The organism is Enterococcus sp. DIV0421 (genome assembly GCF_051713745.1).
Taxonomy (GTDB): Bacteria; Bacillota; Bacilli; order Lactobacillales; family Enterococcaceae; genus Enterococcus_D; species Enterococcus_D casseliflavus.
In genome coordinates, this window is record NZ_JBIOQM010000002.1 from 1,349,234 (window position 1) to 1,369,515 (window position 20,282).

At 32.6% G+C, this 20,282-nt stretch carries 13 protein-coding genes, 1 tRNA gene and 4 pseudogenes; 4 read left to right on the forward strand and 14 right to left on the reverse strand.

The annotated features are described in order from the left end of the window. Positions 1-24: 24 nt before the first annotated feature. From IGI96_RS17550 to IGI96_RS17570, 5 genes and pseudogenes are all read right to left on the reverse strand, one after another. Positions 25-98: transfer RNA gene (locus IGI96_RS17550), tRNA-Ile, on the reverse strand. Positions 99-329: 231 nt separating this feature from the next. Then, positions 330-531: pseudogene (locus tag IGI96_RS17555) on the reverse strand (transposase); the annotation flags it as partial. Positions 532-1,322: 791 nt separating this feature from the next. Beyond that, a pseudogene (locus IGI96_RS17560) lies at positions 1,323-1,628 on the reverse strand (transposase); the annotation flags it as partial. A 105-nt stretch (positions 1,629-1,733) separates the two neighbouring features. Continuing rightward, the gene (locus IGI96_RS17565) at positions 1,734-2,930 is read right to left on the reverse strand and encodes an IS110 family transposase (protein WP_438785400.1); all 1,197 of its coding nucleotides are present in this window, start codon (positions 2,928-2,930) and stop codon (positions 1,734-1,736) included. Positions 2,931-3,183: 253 nt separating this feature from the next. Next, a pseudogene (locus IGI96_RS17570) lies at positions 3,184-4,188 on the reverse strand (ISL3 family transposase); the annotation flags it as partial. Positions 4,189-4,375: 187 nt separating this feature from the next. On the opposite strand from IGI96_RS17570, the pseudogene IGI96_RS17575 reads away from it, so the two are divergent. Beyond that, positions 4,376-5,672 (forward strand): annotated as a pseudogene (locus tag IGI96_RS17575) (ISL3 family transposase). A gap of 742 nt (positions 5,673-6,414) precedes the next feature. Here the strand turns inward: IGI96_RS17575 and IGI96_RS17580 are convergent. The 9 genes from IGI96_RS17580 to IGI96_RS17620 all read right to left on the reverse strand — a co-directional run bounded on the left by IGI96_RS17580 (position 6,415) and on the right by IGI96_RS17620 (position 18,242). Then, complete coding sequence (locus tag IGI96_RS17580) at positions 6,415-7,026, reverse strand: PepSY domain-containing protein (protein ID WP_438785401.1); 612 nt, start codon at positions 7,024-7,026, stop codon at positions 6,415-6,417. A gap of 2,731 nt (positions 7,027-9,757) precedes the next feature. Then, positions 9,758-10,600, reverse strand: a complete 843-nt coding sequence (locus IGI96_RS17585; RefSeq protein ID WP_438785402.1) for a MurR/RpiR family transcriptional regulator — start codon at positions 10,598-10,600, stop codon at positions 9,758-9,760. Between the two features lie 840 nt (positions 10,601-11,440). After that, positions 11,441-12,406: an acetylxylan esterase gene (locus IGI96_RS17590; protein ID WP_438785403.1), complete on the reverse strand. Its 966-nt coding sequence runs from the start codon at positions 12,404-12,406 to the stop codon at positions 11,441-11,443. Positions 12,407-12,510: 104 nt separating this feature from the next. Next, positions 12,511-13,392 carry an ROK family protein gene (locus tag IGI96_RS17595; RefSeq protein WP_438785404.1) on the reverse strand — a complete coding sequence of 294 codons (882 nt, stop codon included), beginning with the start codon at positions 13,390-13,392 and terminating at the stop codon, positions 12,511-12,513. Between the two features lie 9 nt (positions 13,393-13,401). Next, positions 13,402-14,319 carry a dihydrodipicolinate synthase family protein gene (locus IGI96_RS17600; protein WP_438785405.1) on the reverse strand — a complete coding sequence of 306 codons (918 nt, stop codon included), beginning with the start codon at positions 14,317-14,319 and terminating at the stop codon, positions 13,402-13,404. 96 nt (positions 14,320-14,415) lie between these two features. Continuing rightward, complete coding sequence (locus IGI96_RS17605; protein WP_438785406.1) at positions 14,416-15,771, reverse strand: ABC transporter substrate-binding protein; 1,356 nt, start codon at positions 15,769-15,771, stop codon at positions 14,416-14,418. A gap of 41 nt (positions 15,772-15,812) precedes the next feature. Continuing rightward, positions 15,813-16,649 carry a carbohydrate ABC transporter permease gene (locus IGI96_RS17610; protein ID WP_438785407.1) on the reverse strand — a complete coding sequence of 279 codons (837 nt, stop codon included), beginning with the start codon at positions 16,647-16,649 and terminating at the stop codon, positions 15,813-15,815. 10 nt (positions 16,650-16,659) lie between these two features. After that, a complete protein-coding gene (locus IGI96_RS17615) occupies positions 16,660-17,517 on the reverse strand; it encodes a carbohydrate ABC transporter permease (protein WP_438785408.1) in 858 nt (285 codons plus the stop codon). Between the two features lie 14 nt (positions 17,518-17,531). Next, complete coding sequence (locus IGI96_RS17620) at positions 17,532-18,242, reverse strand: N-acetylmannosamine-6-phosphate 2-epimerase (protein ID WP_438785409.1); 711 nt, start codon at positions 18,240-18,242, stop codon at positions 17,532-17,534. A gap of 669 nt (positions 18,243-18,911) precedes the next feature. Between IGI96_RS17620 and IGI96_RS17625 the strand changes: the two genes are divergently transcribed. From IGI96_RS17625 to IGI96_RS17635, 3 genes are all read left to right on the forward strand, one after another. Further along, on the forward strand, positions 18,912-19,190 hold the full coding sequence (locus IGI96_RS17625) for a hypothetical protein (RefSeq protein ID WP_438785410.1): 279 nt from the start codon (positions 18,912-18,914) through the stop codon (positions 19,188-19,190). A 385-nt stretch (positions 19,191-19,575) separates the two neighbouring features. Beyond that, positions 19,576-19,764, forward strand: coding sequence for a transposase (locus IGI96_RS17630; protein ID WP_438785411.1), 189 nt, complete (start codon positions 19,576-19,578; stop codon positions 19,762-19,764). A 50-nt stretch (positions 19,765-19,814) separates the two neighbouring features. Beyond that, positions 19,815-20,207 carry a transposase gene (locus IGI96_RS17635; protein WP_438785412.1) on the forward strand — a complete coding sequence of 131 codons (393 nt, stop codon included), beginning with the start codon at positions 19,815-19,817 and terminating at the stop codon, positions 20,205-20,207. Positions 20,208-20,282: the final 75 nt, after the last annotated feature.

Here is a 20,282-nt window from a genome sequence, read left to right on the forward strand (position 1 = left end):
TGTAAAAAATTTGCAAACAAATGATGTACCCTGTAGGACTTGAACCTACGACCGGACGGTTATGAGCCGTCTGCTCTGACCAACTGAGCTAAGGGTACCAAGACGCCTATCCATATGAAGGATAGGCTCCTCAAAAAATAACTAAATGAAAATCAATGTTATTCTATATCATAACACAAACTTTTTCAATCCTAATTAAACTTTTATTTTTATTTCTATATATATAAAACGAATTTTACATTAAATATACAATTTGCTCTTTTTTATTCATGAACATTTTTTAGGCTGTTTACCTAAAGAAAATGCTTGTTTCATTCACTCATCCTTCTTATTTGATTAGTGTAATATCCGCATAAAACTCTTTTACTGTTCCAAAAATTCGTTCAATTGTTTCTTTCCTTTTTTATAAAGTTCTTTAAATACCATTAATGGCATATCTAATCATCGATCTTTAAAGTCTATGCCCAAATATGTCAAGTTATTACTTTAATATAATTTTTTTGAATTTGTACACTTAGATAAGAAAGAACAACAAAAAAAACCATCGATAAGTTTTTGCTTCGATTTACTTAATCGTTTGTCTCATATTTTTAACACTGACTAGTAACTGAATTATTGAAAATTTGACTAAAAAAAGAAGCAGATTTGTACTAGTTTACCCATATCTTGGTTTAAGGTATCTGGAGATAATTTCACTTTTTTCTTAATTTTAAAACATTACACAATTTTGTAAACTTAATAATTAATAAATCAACACAAATTCTAACTAGTGGTATACTTAATATAAATCTGCTTATACATATACCATTCATACTGAAATTTAATTAAGAATATTTCTTTTATCGACTTATATTTTAATTACAATCAAATATGTGTTTGATTATAATTAAAATTATGGCATATTCAAAAATTAACAACTATTAATCATAATTAAAAAAAATGGATTTTTTACTTGTAATTAAATGTCAATAATTGTCAACATTATTGATTATTCACTAACTTATAGTATAGTAAATATACAGGCTAAACAACATTTTTTCACAAAGGTCACTTTTATTACTCCAGATAATAACGTAAGTTTAGCCTTTTTCGAGCTATTTCCGTAAATAAATATACGGAAATAGCTCATTTATTATGGTTCTACAATAGTCAATAATAAAAAGGCTCTATAATTTATGGGATTGATGGATCAGAATTGTTTCTTCAATCGCATTTTCATTTTAGATATAAAAAAACATATCGTTCCCTAGTATGATTAAATCGGCTCTTCGACATTTAGTGTTGGTAGAGAAAGATACAACTGAAAATTTAGTCATAACCAGTTAGGCAGATTGCTTAACTGGTTTTTGTTTTACTTGGAAGATTAAGCCTTGAATGAGATAAATTCTTGCTCGAAAGTTGTGGAAATTTCGATAGCCGTAGGCTATTCGTTTTATCACTTTTATCTTGTTGTTTGTTCCTTCTAATGCCCCATTACTATACCTGGTTTTTAAAGCATATTGAATCCCTAATTTGTATTTATTTAAAAACGTCAGCTTCTTACAAAACCATTGTGGGAGGCGTTGATCTAAGCTGTTGATCGTATCGAAAAAGCTTTGGCTGTTCTTGTGTTTAAAGTGATAGAGGAGACAAACTATATTAAGTCAATGACAAACTAAAAATTTTTGAGCTGGTTTTATGAGCCATTCCTGGGTACAACAAATAGACCTGAAGCTTCTAAAATTTTTGAAACCTCAGTTGACAACCATCTTGTCTTCTTCGTAAAATTCTCCCGTCTTTAAGGTGCGAAAGATGATTCGCACTAACTTTTTGACAACGTGGGAAATCGCAACGTTGTAGTGTTTTCCTTCATCTCGCTTCTTCTGGAAGTATGTCTTCATGGATGGAGACCAAATGGCGCATAAACGGGCAGCTTCGTGCAACGCCCACCGCAATTGGGAAGAGCCCCGTTTAACTATGTGACCGTTCTCTGTTTGATTTTCCCCAGAGGTACTGATTGAAGGCTCTGATCCTGCGAAAGCTAACAGTTGAGCGGGTGTCTTGAAGTTGTGAATGGAGCGAATTTCCGCAAGAATCACAGCGCCTAGCTTAACGCCAATACCAGGAATGGTTAACAGTGGAGAATCAATCTCTTTCATAAGCGCTGCGACCTCTTTATCAGCGGCTTCACGAAGATCCGTAAGGTGTTTGATCAAGTCGATCGTCTGAAGTAACTCAAACTCTAGTGCTGGTGAAGATTGTCCAATTGAAGAAGCTGCGAGTTGCTTAAGATCTAACGCTTCCTTTCTGCCGATTTTTCCTCGAGAAGAGCGGTGAAGGATATTTGTTAACTTCGTCAAGTGAGCGTTAGCCAGCTTTTCTGGCGAGGGAAAGGATCTGAGCATCTCGTATATGTAGCGATTATGAAGTGCGTTCGTACCTTTTAAAGTAGGTGAAAGCTCAGGAAACAGAATGTCTAATAAGCGGACATAATGAATTTTTTGTTTGGTACAATCCTGTTTCAACCGGTTCACGTTGCGAGTGGCATACTTCAACTCGATCATAGTCGTATCCGCATCAAACAGTTTTTTATCGATATCGTCGCGTAATTTTCGGGCGATCGTCATGGCATCTTTTTTATCAGTCTTGGTCTTTCTTAGAGAGTGTGATTTCGCAAACTCTTTGATCAAAAAAGGATTATAGCTGAAAGTCGGATAGCCATTGGTACGTAGGAATCGAAGGATGTTAAACGAGTAATGCCCAGTGTCTTCTAAAGCAATTTGGATACTCTGGCCAGTGGAAACGCTCAAGTTTTCCAGCGCCATTTGAAGCTGGGTAAAGCCTTCACGATTATTCGCAATTTGCAGGTGACGGATAAAAATTTCTCCCTCACTATCAATGACTGCTAAATCGTGTTTGTACTTGGCAACGTCAATTCCAACATAAAGCATGACAAACCACTCCTTGTGTAATAATTGTGCGCTATGATCCACGTTCTCAATGCCGATGTAACCTTGCAAAATTAAGCGTTACAGTCCTGTCATACGCTAACAAACTTATTAACAATCTGACAAAGAGTTGTGGTTAGAGCCTCCTCGAACCAGTCATCCAAATGGAGCTGTTGGAGCTAATACTAATCCACAGCGCTTATAGTCAGTATACCAATACTAATGAAAGGAAAGTATATTTAACTGACTGATTTAAATATACAAGGAGCTGACAAGTCTCGTAAGCCCTTGTTAATTGCTCGTCATAACTCAAAAGTTCATCGACGATCGCTTTTTGCGTCATTGGTCTACGAAAGGATCGATCCTATTGATAATTGGAACTATCCAGATCATAAGCATGCTTAAGGAGTAATTTCCAGAATCGCTTCAATCGTCGATACTTTGTCGGTTCCGTTTTTTGAAAGTTGTTCATTGTTTTGATTCGCAACTGATTTAACGCACGAGTGATTTGTTGGACAATGTGAAAGCGATCAGTCACGATTTTGGCGTTTGGGAAGACCGCTTTTACAAGTTCAAAATAAGGGGCATTCATATCCATCACGACGTATTTCACGTTCGCTCGTGCTTTTCTAGTGAATTTAAGGAAATATGGTTTTAAGAATGCCAGGCGTCGATTCTCCAATACACCGAGTAATTGCTGGGGCTGCCCATTCATAAAAACAAAACTCATTTTTTCGCTGCAGGACTTCATTGATTTGAACGCATCAACACAAAGGACCGAAGGGAACGTATCAAAACGAGGATGATACGTTTTTAAGCAGGTGTGTAGGACACGCAGAACGGTTACATCAGAGACAAAGCAGCGATCGGCAATTTCTTTTCTTATTGTATTCTTCGCCAGTTCCAAGGCAATTTGAACCTTTAAATTCTTTGAAAGATAGCAGTTTTCATCCACCCAGTTTGTCTGAGCATTGAATGTCGACTGACATTCTTTAAAGTAAAAGCGTTTACGCAACAAGCGTAATTCTGTTTTTGTTCCTCGATAAGGCAAAAGTTGGACTTTTGTTTTATGTGAGCCATTCTTGATGATTTGTCCTTCATTGTTGATACCACATTTACGGCAATGGCTTGGTATATAGCTAAGTTTGGCATGGATAATATTGGTGCGAACCCCCTCTTCTTCTATAGTCTCTAACCATTCTTCTTCGAAGAATAAATTTTCATCTGTTAAACCTAACAATTTTCTAGTACAATGATCCATGGAGATATCCTTTCTTGGTTTGGTTTTATTTTAGACGACTAAATTCTACCAGTTAGGCTATCTCTTTTTCTATCTTTTTTTACAAAAAAAGTGTCAGTAGAAAATCCGTAGATTTTCCACCAACACTAAATATTGTAGAACCATTAAATCACGAAAAAATAAACAAACTGAGAGGACGATATGCTATATGAATGATTCTACCAAAAAAATGCTGAGAATAATAGAGAAAGATTTGATGATTACAGAGGTCTCTTACGAGACCCTTCAGAAGAAAAAGACGTTGGTCGTCGATGCTGTTCTCTCGCCTGCTCCGCGTGCTTGTAGAAGTTGTGGTTCTACTGTGGTAGATAGAAACGGGAAAGCAATTATAGTGAAAAATGGGAAGAAGGAAACGATTGTCCGTTTTGAACAATACAATCATATGCCTTTGGTTATGCGCCTAAAAAAGCAGCGCTATACCTGTAAAAACTGCCGAACCCATTGGACGACTCAAAGTTATTTTGTCCAACCCAGACATTCAATTGCAGATCATGTGAGATATAAAATTGCTTCTTTACTGACTGAAAAAGTATCTTTATCTTTTATTGCGAAAAGCTGTCAGGTATCTTTGACCACCGGTTATTCGTACATTGAAAGAGTTTAAAAGCTATTTACCAAAACAATCTAAGAAGATTCTCCCAAGAGTAGTGATGGTTGATGAATTTCGTTCGCATGCTTCCATAGAAGATAAAATGAGCTTTATTTGCGCAGATGGCGAAACAGGAAAATCAATAGATGTTTTGCCTACGCGTAAATTCCCCCGATTAACAAGCTATTTCTTAGGTTGTACCAATCCGGAAGAAGTAGAATTCTTGGTGACAGACATGAACGCCGCCTACTTCCAGCTCACCAAACGTGTTCTGCCAAATGCGAAAGTAGTGATTGATCGGTTTCATATTGTCAAACACATGAATCAAGCGTTCAATGAGTTACGTATCCGTGAAATGAATGAACTTCGTAAAGCCGGACAGAAAAGCCAGGCAGAAAAACTGAAAAAGAACTAGCGCTTTTTGCTAAAAAATCGTGCAAACATCAACCATTATGAATACAAAACATGGAAAAGTTTCCGAGCACCAAAATACCCATTTCTTACTGAAGCAATGATGATTGATCGATTGCTTGAGTTTTCTCCGCCCCTAAAGAAGGCGTATCCCTTTTTTCATGAATTAGTTGAAGCCTTTCGAGACAAAGACCCTGACTTATTTTTCTCCTTATTGGCAGAACTTCCCGAAACGTTAGATGACAGCTTTCGGGAGAAGCTTCAAAACCTTCTGACCCATGAAGAAGGCATCACCAACGCAATGATCGATCCTTATTCCAATGGAAAAATAGAAGCGAAGAATACCCACATAAAGACAATGAAACGAGTATTCTACGGATTTAAATCATTCGAGAACATGAGAATTAGAATCTTTTTGATCAATCAATTAATTAAAGTAAGATAACAAAAAATCTGAGCCAGAATGTGGTTCATTCTGACCCAGATTTGATTTTGCACAACTCATCAGTCCTTATTGACAAAGCCAACACTAAATACCCTAAAATTATTATTGTTAAACAGAATTAGTAAAATACACTAGTTTAAACTCATTTAATTTTTCCTTACACGATAAATCTACATAATAATCCTCCATACAATCTTCCTCTATAATACTATCAATTGTTTCATAGTCTAAGTATTCATTATGAATTAAAAAAAAAACAAACAATTTGTAATTTTAGCATCTATTTCAATAAGAGTTCGAATAACATATTTAAAGTTTTTATTATTAACTTCCATAATCATCTTTTTAGCTTTACTACACAATTTGTTTATCTCTTTTATAATGAGATAATCATATTTTATTTATTTTAGAATTATTGTTATTATTTATCCTCTCAGTCTCAATGAATAAAGTTATATTATTAATTTCCCAAAAAAATTTTTTTTTCATTCATTCAAAATCATCCTAATATATTTTATATTCCATTTTTTACATTAAATAACAAACTTACAATTTTCTAATCCAATAAAAAACAAATTTAGACTACGAAAAAATTCGAATATTTTAACGACATTAAGTAAAAAAATAATAAAACAGATCTGAATTTCTCACTAGAATTTGAACAAAAAATTTCTGTATCAATTATATTACAATAAAATTTCCCGAAAAACGTATTATATATCATTCTCAACTTGACTTTTTATTAATCATCAAATTCTGAAACAAGTATCTCTCCTGTTGACGCATGAAGAACAACTTCATTTCCTTGATGAAATTTTACTTCCCAATGTGTTTGTCCGTCATCCTTACTTAGTTCCGCTGAGAGTACGGTACTGTTTACTTCTGTCTGTGCAATTTTAATTGCATCTGATAATGAAATGATCTCTGAAAATTCTATTTTATCTTCTTCCCAAAATGGATCATCATTAATCTCACTTGAATCACTTATAACCTTAGCATTTTGATCCAATAAAAGATAATATTCTTTTTTCTGATCTTCCCCTTCAATTTCAATCCTATTGCTAGTAGAAGTCCATTCAAATTTTGTAAGCACCGCATTAGGATAACTCGTTTGGAATTTTTTTAGCATTTCTAAAAATAATGGATTTTCAGGAATCATTACACTCGTGCCTACTTTTTGATTCTCACTAGTATCCATAGGATGTTTTTTTGTATTTGGATCGTACTTTGAATAGGAGTCACTACTAGTCGTTATTCCAATACTAGCTCCTGGAGAATCATTTCTATTTATTTCCACTTGACATCTGGATAAAGCTGCAATAATTAATACTCCTATTAAAAATATTTTTTTCATATCATTCAACCTTTCTTATCATATTAAAAAAAACGTTTTTTTGATTTTTTTGCAAATTATATTATTTGTATTTAATATAATCTACTTCAGAAGACCTAGCGATTGCAATTAGAATTACCTAACAATAAATTTATTTTATACTAAAACATTTGCTAATATGTCAAGAATATCTTTTTACACTCCTTTATAAATACCTAATTACCCAGAAAACAATAAAAAGCATTTCTCTTCATCACTAAAAATTCAAACCTAAGTAATATAATTTGAACGCTAATATTATAAATGTTTACATTATGTATTTTCAATACCTACAACCTCTAATTTCGTGTATTAAATTGTATAAATCATCCAAAAAAAAGTTAATTGAATAACTGTTTAATAATTAAATACATTAGTCAAACTTAAAAAGTTTTGATTTAATCTGACTACTTAAAAGTTATTCAATTAGTAAGATATTTACCTTTAAAATTATTATATTTAAAACAAGAAGTTAATTTATCTCATAATATATTAAAGTAACTAAAAAAAGATGATATTAATAACAAGCAAAAAAAGCTAAATAGAATCCTCCTTTTTTTTTTTTTTTTTTTTTTTATATAAAAAGACTTTAACCTAAATATAGTTATCATATTAATAAATTAAATATTAATACTTTATAAAATAGTGAGAAGGAATCTATATTTTTAATTTTCAAAAGGTGACTCTATGGTTTTTCTTATAAAAAATAGAAGTTAAAATATTTGCATATATGCCCCAAAATATCCATTAGCATATATAATGAAAATAATATACTCCTTATAAATCGGATAAGAAAATTATAAATAAATTAAAAAAAATACAGCAAGTATTTCTTTTTTCGATATTTTGTTTAAGATCAATTCTTATCCAGTGTATTAGTGCAAGAAAACATACAAACTTTCTGAATTTCTGTTATAAGCCTATCAAACAATAACACTTCCTAACCTGCTTCGTCTCATATCACTGCAAGGTACTGAATGGCATCAATGGATTATGAAGGAGTTCAAATTCTAACGTGGGAGACTCTGGACCAATAGATGCTTGTGTTAACGTTTCGAATTTGATTTCCTATTCCTTTCCAAGTGCCCTTTAAAATGTATGAAAATGAGATTGTTCACCTTTGTTAAGTATGTATTTCTTGAGATTTTAGCATAAGTATATTCTTTCAAAGTTTCGTACAAATAGGATTGTTGTCTCGTAGTAGAATCCCCCAAAAAAGGTGACAGTTCTGGAATGAGAATATATAAAATGCTTGTGAAGTTTATCTTTTTCGACTATAAATTTCTTTTAATCTAGCTGTATGTCGGTTTAATCACTTCAACTCAATCATCAGTGGCTAGGTGCTTAGACATTATATATCAAGCTCTGTTCATAGTTTCCGAGCAGGCATCATTAGAAGTTTTGTAAATCCTTCACGGATGCTTTTAATGTGAAGATGAAGAACAAAAATCATTTTTCTGTTTCAATGATCGCTAAATCATGTTTATATTTGGCAACATCTATTCCAATATATATATATCTTAAGGTCCAATTCTGACAGACAAAATTTACGCTGAGTTCCAATTCTAAAAATGAATCAAGATATAGCTTCTTTTCACAAATGGCAACATATTTTGTGCATTCCAGTTCTGTCTTATCTAAGAATTCTCAGAGATTTTCTTATTCGTTTATCTTTGGTGTTTTTTCTGTTTTGGCAGCTTCATCAATCTGAAGTGAACGCACATGTTTTTCAATTCCTTGATGCACTTATGTCCTTTAGGAGTCAGTTTATCTTATTTCTTAGAAAAAATGGAAGAAGATTATTTCGTTTTTGAGAGCCCATCCAATCCTTCTGAACACTAAGTATTCTAGACAAAAAAATCTGAGCCAGAATGAGGTTCATTCTGACCCAGATTTGATTTTACACAACTCATCAATCCTTATTGACAAAGAGACAATTTTCAGCGGGATCTCTCTACCAATACTAAGTGTCGAAGAGCAAAAAATTCCATCGAATTTCATACTAATACGGGATGGGCTGTCCCTAGATGCTTAGACACTTCACGATAGGATAGTATGGAATAGGATAGATTACACTCTTAGTATCTCTCTATCGCATCTATCGTGAATTTAATACAAAATGTCTTTACTTTTTCGATTGTACAAGGACCCTTCTTCTCCATATATCCGATAAGAATTGCTCCATTTGTGTTTCATTTTTTGGATCTCACTCCATGTTTTTTTCTAAATATCCTAATCCTTCTTTCCTTAAAGATAATCTTGAACGATTTTCAGTTTAAATTTAAACCTGTATTTTACCAAAAAAAGCCGTCTTTCGAAAATTATAATTTTTATCTAGCTTCAAGAATTTGTATAAATCTAATTATCAAAAACCCTTTATAAGCCCGATAAAACCCACCCTTTTTTAATAAACTACAACGATTGAAGTTGCTTGTTCATCTCAAAAAGACACATATCTTTTTTCATCTATTATGCTAAGACTTTCAAGATAGAATTACTTATTTAATATAATTCCAAAAATAACAAATGAAAATTTTAGTGATAATCTGCAAAATCCTCCAATTTACGAAGTCATTACAAAAAAACAATCACTCAAATGATAACATACTAGAATAAATTTGCTTTATATATCAAATTTTATTATACCGACAGTACAAATTTACTAAATATAATTTTTCTCCGTTCAATAAAATAACGGCTATGCTTAATCATGTTAAAATAACTTGTCTACAACGGCTTGAGAACTTTTATGCTGATTTTTTATACTAGACTCTTTATTTCTTTTATAATAAATTGTATAAAGTAAGTCTAACAAATAAATTTGACTAGTTTTAACAGTTAGAGAACCTCCCTCCAGAGGAGATTCTTTACTACCGCATAGTAAAATTTCATCTGTATATTTTGTTAAAGGCGACTTCTGATATCTTGTAATTCCTACTACATGAGCATTAACTCCTTTTGCAATATCAGCGATATTAACTATATCTTTTGTTGCTCCAGAATAAGAAACTAAAAAAACTAAATCTTTTTCTGTTAACAGTGATGTTGCCATAGCTTGTAAATGAGCGTCTTGAATGATCCTTACTTTTGAAGTGATTCTTAAAAATTTACTCCAAAAATCTTGAGCTGTTTGAGCACTCCCTCCCACTCCAAAAAAGAAAATCGAATTTGCTTCTTCCATCATTTCAACTACTCGAATAATAGATCTCATATCTAATAATTGATAAGTTTCTTCAACAGCATCAATTTGACGCTTCATTCTTTCCTTTTCAATCCTAAACTCTTGATTTTCTTTCTCTATATTTTCTGTCCTATTCGAGGCCAAATAAAGCGAAAGCTCCATTTTAAATTCTTGGTAGCCTCCAAATTCCATAGTACGGCAAAAACGATATACACTAGTTTCCCCAACAGCACAAACATTTGCTAGTTCGGTAATAGACATATAAATTATATTTTCTTTATAGCTTAAAACATAATCAGCGATTTTTTTTTCGGCCTTTGTAAATTGGTTATACTGTGTTTGAATTTTTAAAATTAAATTGACTGGTCTTTGCATTATTTTCACCATTTCTTTATTTCAATATTTAGTATATATTGTAGCTTTTACTATCTTTTCTTGTATAGTATAAATAAATATTTGGAATTAAAGAGTATCGTTCTTAAACCATATTAATGATAAGGCATATTACCTATACATATTAGTTTTCTAATTTATAATCTATAATTTCATTTACTATTTTACTATATAATTAACATTTCATTTTTATCTCAAACATATATTTATAACATATATTTAACAATCTGTTTTGCAATCCCAAAAAACTATTTTTACGAAATGAAAAAAATTTTAACTTCTATTATTTATCGTCTGTCCATATAACATGTCTATATCATCCTCATAAGATATCAAACTGTCTCAATACATGCTAAAAATAAACTAGAATTAGTTTTAAAGCAGTGGAATAAAAAAAACGAACCCTTCTTCTTTAAGTTTATGAAACTAGTATACTACATATTAACAAAAATTAAGACTCTAAAAACATAAAGTTCGCGATTAATGTTTTGGCCGCATTCAGTGATTCTTATCTGATAATACTTCAGTTTTTATTCACTTAACAAGTTTGTTTATAAATTTTCGTTTGTAATTCAGAATTGAATCAAGAAAACCAAAAATATCTTCAGCCGAAACTATCTACAATTCAACAATATATTCCTCCCTAACAATCACAAGCGTTATTTTAGAAGATAATTTAGATGTTTTAAAATTATCTATGTAGTTATTGATAAGTTGCTTTATATATTGTTAATCCAGTCTAAATTATAAAGTAGAAGAACAACAAGTGAGACAGAACTTCAGTCTGCCTCACTTTCTTACTTTTACTTATTAAATTATCATTTACCCTTCTAATACTTTACTGCCTATTAGGAAGTCATAAACTAAATCATCAGCTTGAACATGTAAAAATTCATGCCCATAATCTGGTAAGATATAATGAAATTTTTCAGTTTTCAATCGATTATAAATAGCAAATTGAGTTGAAGGAGGACATATATCATCCTCTAATCCTGTTACAAAAAGAACAGGACTAGTAATTCTATGAGCAAAATTTTTCACATCAATATAATCAAGTGTTTCTAGCACTGATTTTTCAGTCTCATGAAATGGATCGGAATTCCTAAAATATCGAAAAAGTTCATTGTAAGGCTCTGTTGTCAGTCCTAATTCTAAAATTCGCTTAAAATCTGATAGAAATGGATAAAATGCTACTGTTTTACTAATCTGGTTTGATAAAGCTGAAGCTACTAGTGATAATGCTCCACCTTGAGAAGCTCCATAAGTATAGAGCTCCTTACTATTAACCCAATCAAATTTTGAAACAATATTAATTAACTGAACAATCGAACGGTAAACATCTGTAAAAAAAAGATGCTTTGGTCCCTCCAACATGCCACGGATAACTTGTCCTTTAACCATAATACCTGAATAATTACCAACCTCTTGTGATTGACCTGCTTGTCCAGGCACATCCATAAAAACTACTCCTACACCTTCAGCTGTATATTTTAATCCTTCTGTCCAGTCTGGGCTGTTACCTTGATAACCATGAAAATAAAATACTACAGGACAAGGCTTGGTTTGTTTAGGAAAAATAGATTTTGCAAAGACAGTTGATCCTTTTGGAGATAGAAATCTGAGTTCATAGCAATTCACTGATTGTAATCCGAAATTCTTTTCAAGTAATGTATATTCCGGTAAAACTGTATCCAAAAGAAGCTCATCCCAAAACACATCAAAATCTAAGGGAACCTCATTACGTCCATTATATGTCTGCATATCAATTAAACTCATAGTATCTCTCATGTTTACTCACCACAAAAATGCTTATACAATTAGTAAAAACATTTCCAAATCCTTTCTGTAAATCTTATCAAGTAATTCATAAAAATCATATTAATATATTCCTTTTAATGCTTACTTCTAAAATGGTAATATGCACCTAACATTCCGGCATCATTTTTATGATGAGCAAAAGCAATTTTCGTCTTTTCAGCAATATTTGAAACTAGTAAATTTTTAAGAGATATTTCTATCTCTGGTCTTAAATAATCTTCTTGCGCCATGATGCCTCCACCTAAAACTACTATTTCTGGATTAACTATATAACAAATACTTGCAATACCTACTGTTAAATTTTCAACTATTTTAGAAATTGCCGAACGACACAAAGCATTTCCTTCTTTTGCTTCTAAAAAAATTCTATGACCGTTCCATTCAGAACTTTTATCTCCAGTTAATTCAGTAACTAGCTTAACTAAAGCTGTTGTTGAAGCAATATCTTGGAAGGCACCACCTGGTAACGGGATATAACCTACTTCACAAGCTGAATAAGATGATCCGTGAAAAATTTTATTATTTTGTATTAGACAACCACCAATCCCTGTTCCTATAGTCAAACAAAATGAAAGTTTACTTCCTTTACTGGCGCCAGAAATACTCTCAGCAAGACCAGCACAGTTTACATCATTTTCAATTTCACATGGAATATGAAATTTTTCTTCTAGTAATGACTTGAACTGAATACCAGCATAATTAGGAATTTGAGGACCTGAATAAAGGATTTCCCCTTTGACTGGATCAATCATACCTGCAGAAGAAATTGCGATACCTTTGATTTCTATCACATTTATATATTTCTTTACCAATTGATATATCTTATCTAGAATAGCTTCCCCACCCAAATGAGCCTCCGTATCTATCTCATGACGCTCAAAAAAAATGCCTTCATTATCAATCAGTCCATATTTTATAGCAGTACCACCAATATCAACAGCTAAATAGTATTCCATGATGACCTCCTAGCAAAAACACTTCTTAGTAACACGAATAAGTTTTGCAATCTCTTCGACCAGTTCTTTATCCTGTTCTACCAAAGGACTAAGAGGTAAGCGCACTGAACCTAAATTAAGTCCTTCATTAACAGCTAAAACACCCTTTATAATTGCATACATGTGCCCTCTACCAGAGCAAAGTTTTGCAATAATAGAATTAATAACATATTGAAGTTCTTTCGCCTTCTCAAAATTTTTATCCGCAATCAGTTCATCTAATTTCAAAAAAAGTTCTGGCATAACACCATAAGTTCCTCCAATCCCTCCTTCGGCTCCCATTATACGTCCAGCTAAAAACTGTTCATCTGGACCATTAAAAACAATATGATGATTACCTGCAATTGAAGAAAAAATCTCTATATCCTGAACAGGCATTGAGGAATTTTTCACACCAATAACACGCTTATTTTTTAACATTGCTCGATAGAGTTGAGGTGTTAGAGAAACCCCCGCCAATTGAGGTATGTTGTAAATTATAAAGTCAGTATTTGGTGCGGCATTTGAAATATCATTCCAATATTTTTCTATAGCAGATTCCGATAAACGAAAATAAATTGGTGGAATTGCAGCAATGGCATCAACTTCGAGATTTTCAGCATGAATAGCTAATTCAATACTGTCCTTAGTATTGTTGCAAGCAACATGAGAAATAACAGTTAGTTTTCCCCGAGCCACAGCCATCACTTCTTCCAAAACAAGTTTTCTATCTGCAACACTTTGATAGATACACTCCCCTGAAGAACCATTAACATATAAACCTTTAACGCCTTTATCTACAAAATATTGAGTCAATTGACGAATACCTTCTGGATTAATCTCACCAAATCCATCATAGCACGCGTAAAATGCTGGAATTACACCTTTATATTTTTCTTTGTTTTTCATTAAGTTCCCCTCTTTCTGTATCACTAAATAAAGAAACAAATATGTTTTGATAGACTAGACAATCTAGTCTATCAAAACAATTAGAAAGTAGCTTTTCTAATCTTCAAGAATTTTCGACTGTTTTTTAGCTTTTTCAATAATATTATTAGCATTTTTCGCAAAAGAATCTAAAGCCTCTTGTGGAGTTTTATCGCCAATCAAAACTGATTGGATTTCAGGGAAGAAAACATTACGTACTTCACCATAACTTGGAGTATTGTTGGAAAAATTAACAACATACTTATCATTTTCTACATAACTATTTAATAATGGATTATCTGCTTGTTCGATCACAGATTTACGAACTGGCAAATAGTTCATACTCGCTTTCAACAATTCTTCATTTTCAGAATAAAATTTCACAAAATCTTTAGCCAACTCTTCTCGTTTTTCTCCATTGGTATTAAAAACTGCAGATCCTAATACATAAGTAAATGATTGAGGCCCATTGATTCCAGGAATATTTGCCAAGCGGATATCAAATTTATCGAGAGTTCCTTTATCCATCTCACTTATCATCCCATTATAAAGTACTGGATTAATAAAACTAATAGCAGTTTGTTGATTTTGAAACATTGCACTTACATCATTACTTGTAACAGACTCAGCACCGCTAGTAATCAAACCCTTTTTGTTCCAATCTTCAATCATACTTAGTGCTTCAACACCATTTTTATCGTTAACAGAAATCATTCCTTTTTCGTCAAAAAATGGGCTCCCCATCATCCGAAGATACATCATTGTCCAAGTATCCCCTTGATTACTTTTAGCATAGAAACCAAGTGGAGTAACTTTAGAATTTTTCTCTTTAAGGGTAGTTAAAATTGTTTGAAAATCATCAACACTCCACGTAGCAATCTCATTTTCGCCACCAATGAAGTCTTCTAAACCTGCATCTTCAAACATTTTAGTATTATAAACTAACATACCTGGATATTGAGCAAATGGATAAAAATAAGTTTTATCGTTAACTTTTATATTATCCCAAACATTTTCTAGAACATCAGATTTAGTTTTGTTATCGATAATATCATCAAGTGAAGATACCAATCCTTGATGCGCATAGTTCATCATCGTAAAAGAAGAGTCAAAGAAAATATCCGGTAATGAGTTCGTTTGAGTCGCTACACTCAGCTTACTGTCCCGTTCTTCACCTGGAATAACCTCAACATTAATTTTTACATCTGGATGTTTTTCATTATACATTTCAGCAGCTTTTTTAAAGAAACTGTCATAATCTGCTCCTTCTTCTTCTGGCGAAATAACACCTTTCCATTGAGGACTCAACCAAACATCAAGTTCAGTAGCCTCCTGTTTATTTTTATCATCTGACTTAGCAGAATTTCCTCCGCCACAAGCTGCCAACGTTGTAGCTGCAATGACAGTAGCACATAATAATAAGATTCTCTTCATTTGATATTCTCCTTTAGTAATTTTATTTGAAAAATATAAGTCTATTCTTTTACAGCACCATTAGTTGAGCCTTTTATAAAGTAACGTTGGAACATAAAAAAGATTATAACCATTGGAAGTGCTGCAATTGCTGCTCCTGCTACACGTAAACCAATATTTGGATTAAGATCTTGCTGTAAACTAGCAATACCAATTGGTAAAGTCTTCATTTCTTTACTTCTAGCCATCAATAATTGCCAGAGATAATCGTTCCAAGTGCTTACAAGATTTAAAATGAACAAAGCGCACAGACCTGGTTTAACAATCGGCAGCATAAGTTTATAAAATACTGTCCATTCATTGGCTCCATCAATTTTTGCAGATTCTCTGATAGACTCTGGTATATCTTTAAAATAAGAATATAACATAAAAGTTCCAAATCCTGTTGCTAAGTTAGGAACAATCATAGATTGATACGTGTCAATCCATCCCAACCCTTCAATTACACTAAACAGCGGTACTACAAAAGTTTCTTTAGGAATCATGATTGAAGAAATAACCAATAACAGTAACACAGTCTGACCTTTAAATTGTAGTTTTGCAAAACCATAGGCTGCCAATGAGGAAACTACTAGACTGAAGAACGCTGTTAATACTGATACAATCAAACTATTTAAAATCCATTTAAATGTAGGTTGCCCATTAAATAGCTCTTCAAGATTTCCTGTATACCATTTCTCAGGAAAAATACTTGGCGGCATCTGATAAATTTGACTAGATGTTTTAAAGGTGTTTATTATTAACCATATAAGTGGTAGTATAAACAGCAATGCAATTATTATTACAATGATATTTGTAATTAAGTCATATTTCTCCATTCGTTTTAATTTTTTGAGCATAACAATCTCCCTAATTAGTTTTTAAAAATGATTTTATTTGTGGAACACTTAATAGTAATGCAATGACAAACATAAGTACTCCTATAGCAGATGCAATACCTGTTTTATTATATACAAAAGCATTTTGATATAAATAATACATCATTGTCACAGAAGCATTGTTCGGTCCGCCGCCTGTTAATAACTGAATTACCACAAAAATTTTCAATGTTGCAATAATATTAATGACAGTTAAATATGTTGTTGTTGGTTTTGTTAAAGGAATAATAATCTTACGAATACCTTGCCATCTGGTAGCACCATCTATCTGAGCTGCTTCAAAATAATCCTGAGGAATCCCTATCATTGTTGCCAAATACAGAATAATCGCTTGTCCTACGTTACCAACAAAAGTTACAAAGATAATCACAGGCATTACTGTTTTTGCGTCGCCTAATAAATTAATATTTTGAATACCTCCTTTTTCAAATAAATAACTTATTAATCCATTAGAAGGATTAAGCAAAAAATTCCAAATAATACTCATTACCACCATTGATACCATAACCGGTAAGTAATAGCTTCCCCTTATCAGCGAAACATATTTAGAATTTTTATCATAAATCGTTGTAGCAACAAACAAAGCAAATATAATAGTTAAAACAACAATCGCTATTACAAAAATAATTGTATTTAAGATAGATCTCAGAAACGTTGGATCACCAAACAAAGTTTTAAAGTTTTCAAATCCCACATAGACGGAATCCATACCATAAACTTCATAAAAACTCATTTTAAAACCCTTAATAACTGGATAGATAATAAACACTAACATTAGAATCATTTGAGGAGCAATAAATAAATACCCTGATATTTTTTTTGCATTCATCTTATCTCACCACCTTAAATATCATTTTCTTTAATTTTAGAGATGAACCTTTTAGCAATTTCCTTTGGACGAGTAATTGCTCCCCCAATAACCATTCCTGCTACACCAAGATTCATTATATGTTTAGCTTGTTCTGGCGTATGAATTCTACCTTCTGCGATAACATCAACACCGGATTCACAAAGCTTTATGATTAAATCTATATCTGGATCTTCCTTCTTACAACTATATGAAGTATATCCAGACAATGTTGTACCGACAAAATCAGCACCTGCTTCAAAAGCAATAATCCCCTCTTCAAAAGTACTGATATCCGCCATTAAAAGCTGGTTCGGATATTTTTTTTTAACTTGTTTTATAAACTCAGGGGCCGTCAAGCCATCATGACGTTTTCGTTTAGTGCAATCCATCGCAATCACATCAATACCCAATTCTGCCAATTCATCTACTTCTTTCATTGTCGGAGTGATAAAAGGTTCCTCTGGTGGATAGTCTTGTTTAATAATACCAATAATTGGGAGATGTGTTACGTCTTGGATTTCCTTGATATCGCGTATAGAATTAGCACGAATACCAACAGCTCCGGCTTGATCTGCTGCCATTGCCAAAAGTGGCATAACACCACCTTTTTCTGAATAAAGCGGTTCTCCTGGTAGGGCCTGACATGAAATGATTATGCCATCTTTAATTTTTGACATAAAAACTTCTTTACTTACTTCGGGCATAACTTCTCTCCTTCTACTTTTTTCTTTACATTTTTTTACTTAATTGCAACATAAATCATCAAATACAAAATACTTAAAATTATTCTAAACGATACTACCTATTTACTACCAAAACCACCTCATCTTTGTATGATTCTAATTAATCTAGTGCAACTGTCAAATAACAATAATTAAAAAAACCGTGTTGGTATATTATACTTAGAAAAATAAACTTTCATTCTTTGCACACTTTAAATAGAATCATTCAAGATAGAAAAAATGTTTATTCCCCCACTCCTCTACAATTAAATTAAGCCCTATCTATTTTGTCATACTTAACATTTTCCTAACCTAATCAGATTAGTCGTTATTCCTGTATGACAGAATTGGTTCCGCTTACATTAATAGTATACACCTATTCGCAAAAAAAGAAATACCCATTTTTTATATATAATAAAAAAAATTTCTTTTTATATATTATGCTGCCTAGTAATTTGTTTTCAAGAGCTAATATATAGCGAGATGTTCTAAGGAAGAAAAAGACACGCATTTTCGGCTCTATAATTTATGGGATTGATGGATCAGAATTGTTTCTTCAATCGCATTTTCATTTTAGATATAAAAAAACATATCGTTCCCTAGTATGATTAAATCACCACAAAATAAACAACTGAGAGGACGATATACTACATGAATGATTCTGTCAAAAAAATGCTGAGAATAATAGAGAAAGATTTGATGATTACAGAGGTCTCTTACGAGACCCTTCAGAAGAAAAAGACGTTGGTCGTCGATGCTGTTCTCTCGCCTGCTCCGCGTGCTTGTAGAAGTTGTGGTTCTACTGTGGTAGATAGAAACGGGAAAGCAATTATAGTGAAAAATGGGAAGAAGGAAACGATTGTCCGTTTTGAACAATACAATCATATGCCTTTGGTTATGCGCCTAAAAAAGCAAATACTATACCTGTAAAAACTGCCGAACCCATTGGACGACTCAAAGTTATTTTGTCCAACCCAGACATTCAATTGCAGATCATGTGAGATATAAAATTGCTTCTTTACTGACTGAAAAAGTATCTTTATCTTTTATTGCGAAAAGCTGTCAGGTATCTTTGACCACCGGTTATTCGTACATTGAAAGAGTTTAAAAGCTATTTACCAAAACAATCTAAGAAGATTCTCCCAAGAGTAGTGATGGTTGATGAATTTCGTTCGCATGCTTCCATAGAAGATAAAATGAGCTTTATTTGCGCAGATGGCGAAACAGGAAAATTAATAGATGTTTTGCCTCACGCGAATTCCGATTAACAAGCTATTTCTTAGGTTGTACCAATCCGGAAGAAGTAGAATTCTTGGTGACAGACATGAACGCCGCCTACTTCCAGCTCACCAAACGTGTTCTGCCAAATGCGAAAGTAGTGATTGATCGGTTTCATATTGTCAAACACATGAATCAAGCGTTCAATGAGTTACGTATCCGTGAAATGAATGAACTTCGTAAAGCCGGACAGAAAAGCCAGGCAGAAAAACTGAAAAAGAACTAGCGCTTTTTGCTAAAAAATCGTGCAAACATCAACCATTATGAATACAAAACATGGAAAAAGTTTCCGAGCACCAAAATACCCATTTTCTTACTGAAGCAATGATGATTGATCGATTGCTTGAGTTTTCTCCGCCCCTAAAGAAGGCGTATCCCTTTTTTCATGAATTAGTTGAAGCCTTTCGAGACAAAGACCCTGACTTATTTTTCTCCTTATTGGCAGAACTTCCCGAAACGTTAGATGACAGCTTTCGGGAGAAGCTTCAAAACCTTCTGACCCATGAAGAAGGCATCACCAACGCAATGATCGATCCTTATTCCAATGGAAAAATAGAAGCGAAGAATACCCACATAAAGACAATGAAACGAGTATTCTACGGATTTAAATCATTCGAGAACATGAGAATTAGAATCTTTTTGATCAATCAATTAATTAAAGTAAGATAACAAAAAATCTGAGCCAGAATGTGGTTCATTCTGACCCAGATTTGATTTTGCACAACTCATCAGTCCTTATTGACA

Bases quoted from the DNA above. Each gene is read 5' to 3' on its own strand.
- IGI96_RS17565 (WP_438785400.1), bottom strand. From the start codon at position 2,930: ATGCTTTATGTTGGAATTGACGTTGCCAAGTACAAACACGATTTAGCA.
- IGI96_RS17580 (WP_438785401.1), bottom strand. From the start codon at position 7,026: ATGAAAAAAATATTTTTAATAGGAGTATTAATTATTGCAGCTTTATCC.
- IGI96_RS17585 (WP_438785402.1), bottom strand. From the start codon at position 10,600: ATGCAAAGACCAGTCAATTTAATTTTAAAAATTCAAACACAGTATAAC.
- IGI96_RS17590 (WP_438785403.1), bottom strand. From the start codon at position 12,406: ATGAGAGATACTATGAGTTTAATTGATATGCAGACATATAATGGACGT.
- IGI96_RS17595 (WP_438785404.1), bottom strand. From the start codon at position 13,392: ATGGAATACTATTTAGCTGTTGATATTGGTGGTACTGCTATAAAATAT.
- IGI96_RS17600 (WP_438785405.1), bottom strand. From the start codon at position 14,319: ATGAAAAACAAAGAAAAATATAAAGGTGTAATTCCAGCATTTTACGCG.
- IGI96_RS17605 (WP_438785406.1), bottom strand. From the start codon at position 15,771: ATGAAGAGAATCTTATTATTATGTGCTACTGTCATTGCAGCTACAACG.
- IGI96_RS17610 (WP_438785407.1), bottom strand. From the start codon at position 16,649: ATGCTCAAAAAATTAAAACGAATGGAGAAATATGACTTAATTACAAAT.
- IGI96_RS17615 (WP_438785408.1), bottom strand. From the start codon at position 17,517: ATGAATGCAAAAAAAATATCAGGGTATTTATTTATTGCTCCTCAAATG.
- IGI96_RS17620 (WP_438785409.1), bottom strand. From the start codon at position 18,242: ATGCCCGAAGTAAGTAAAGAAGTTTTTATGTCAAAAATTAAAGATGGC.
- IGI96_RS17625 (WP_438785410.1), top strand. From the start codon at position 18,912: ATGAATGATTCTGTCAAAAAAATGCTGAGAATAATAGAGAAAGATTTG.
- IGI96_RS17635 (WP_438785412.1), top strand. From the start codon at position 19,815: ATGGAAAAAGTTTCCGAGCACCAAAATACCCATTTTCTTACTGAAGCA.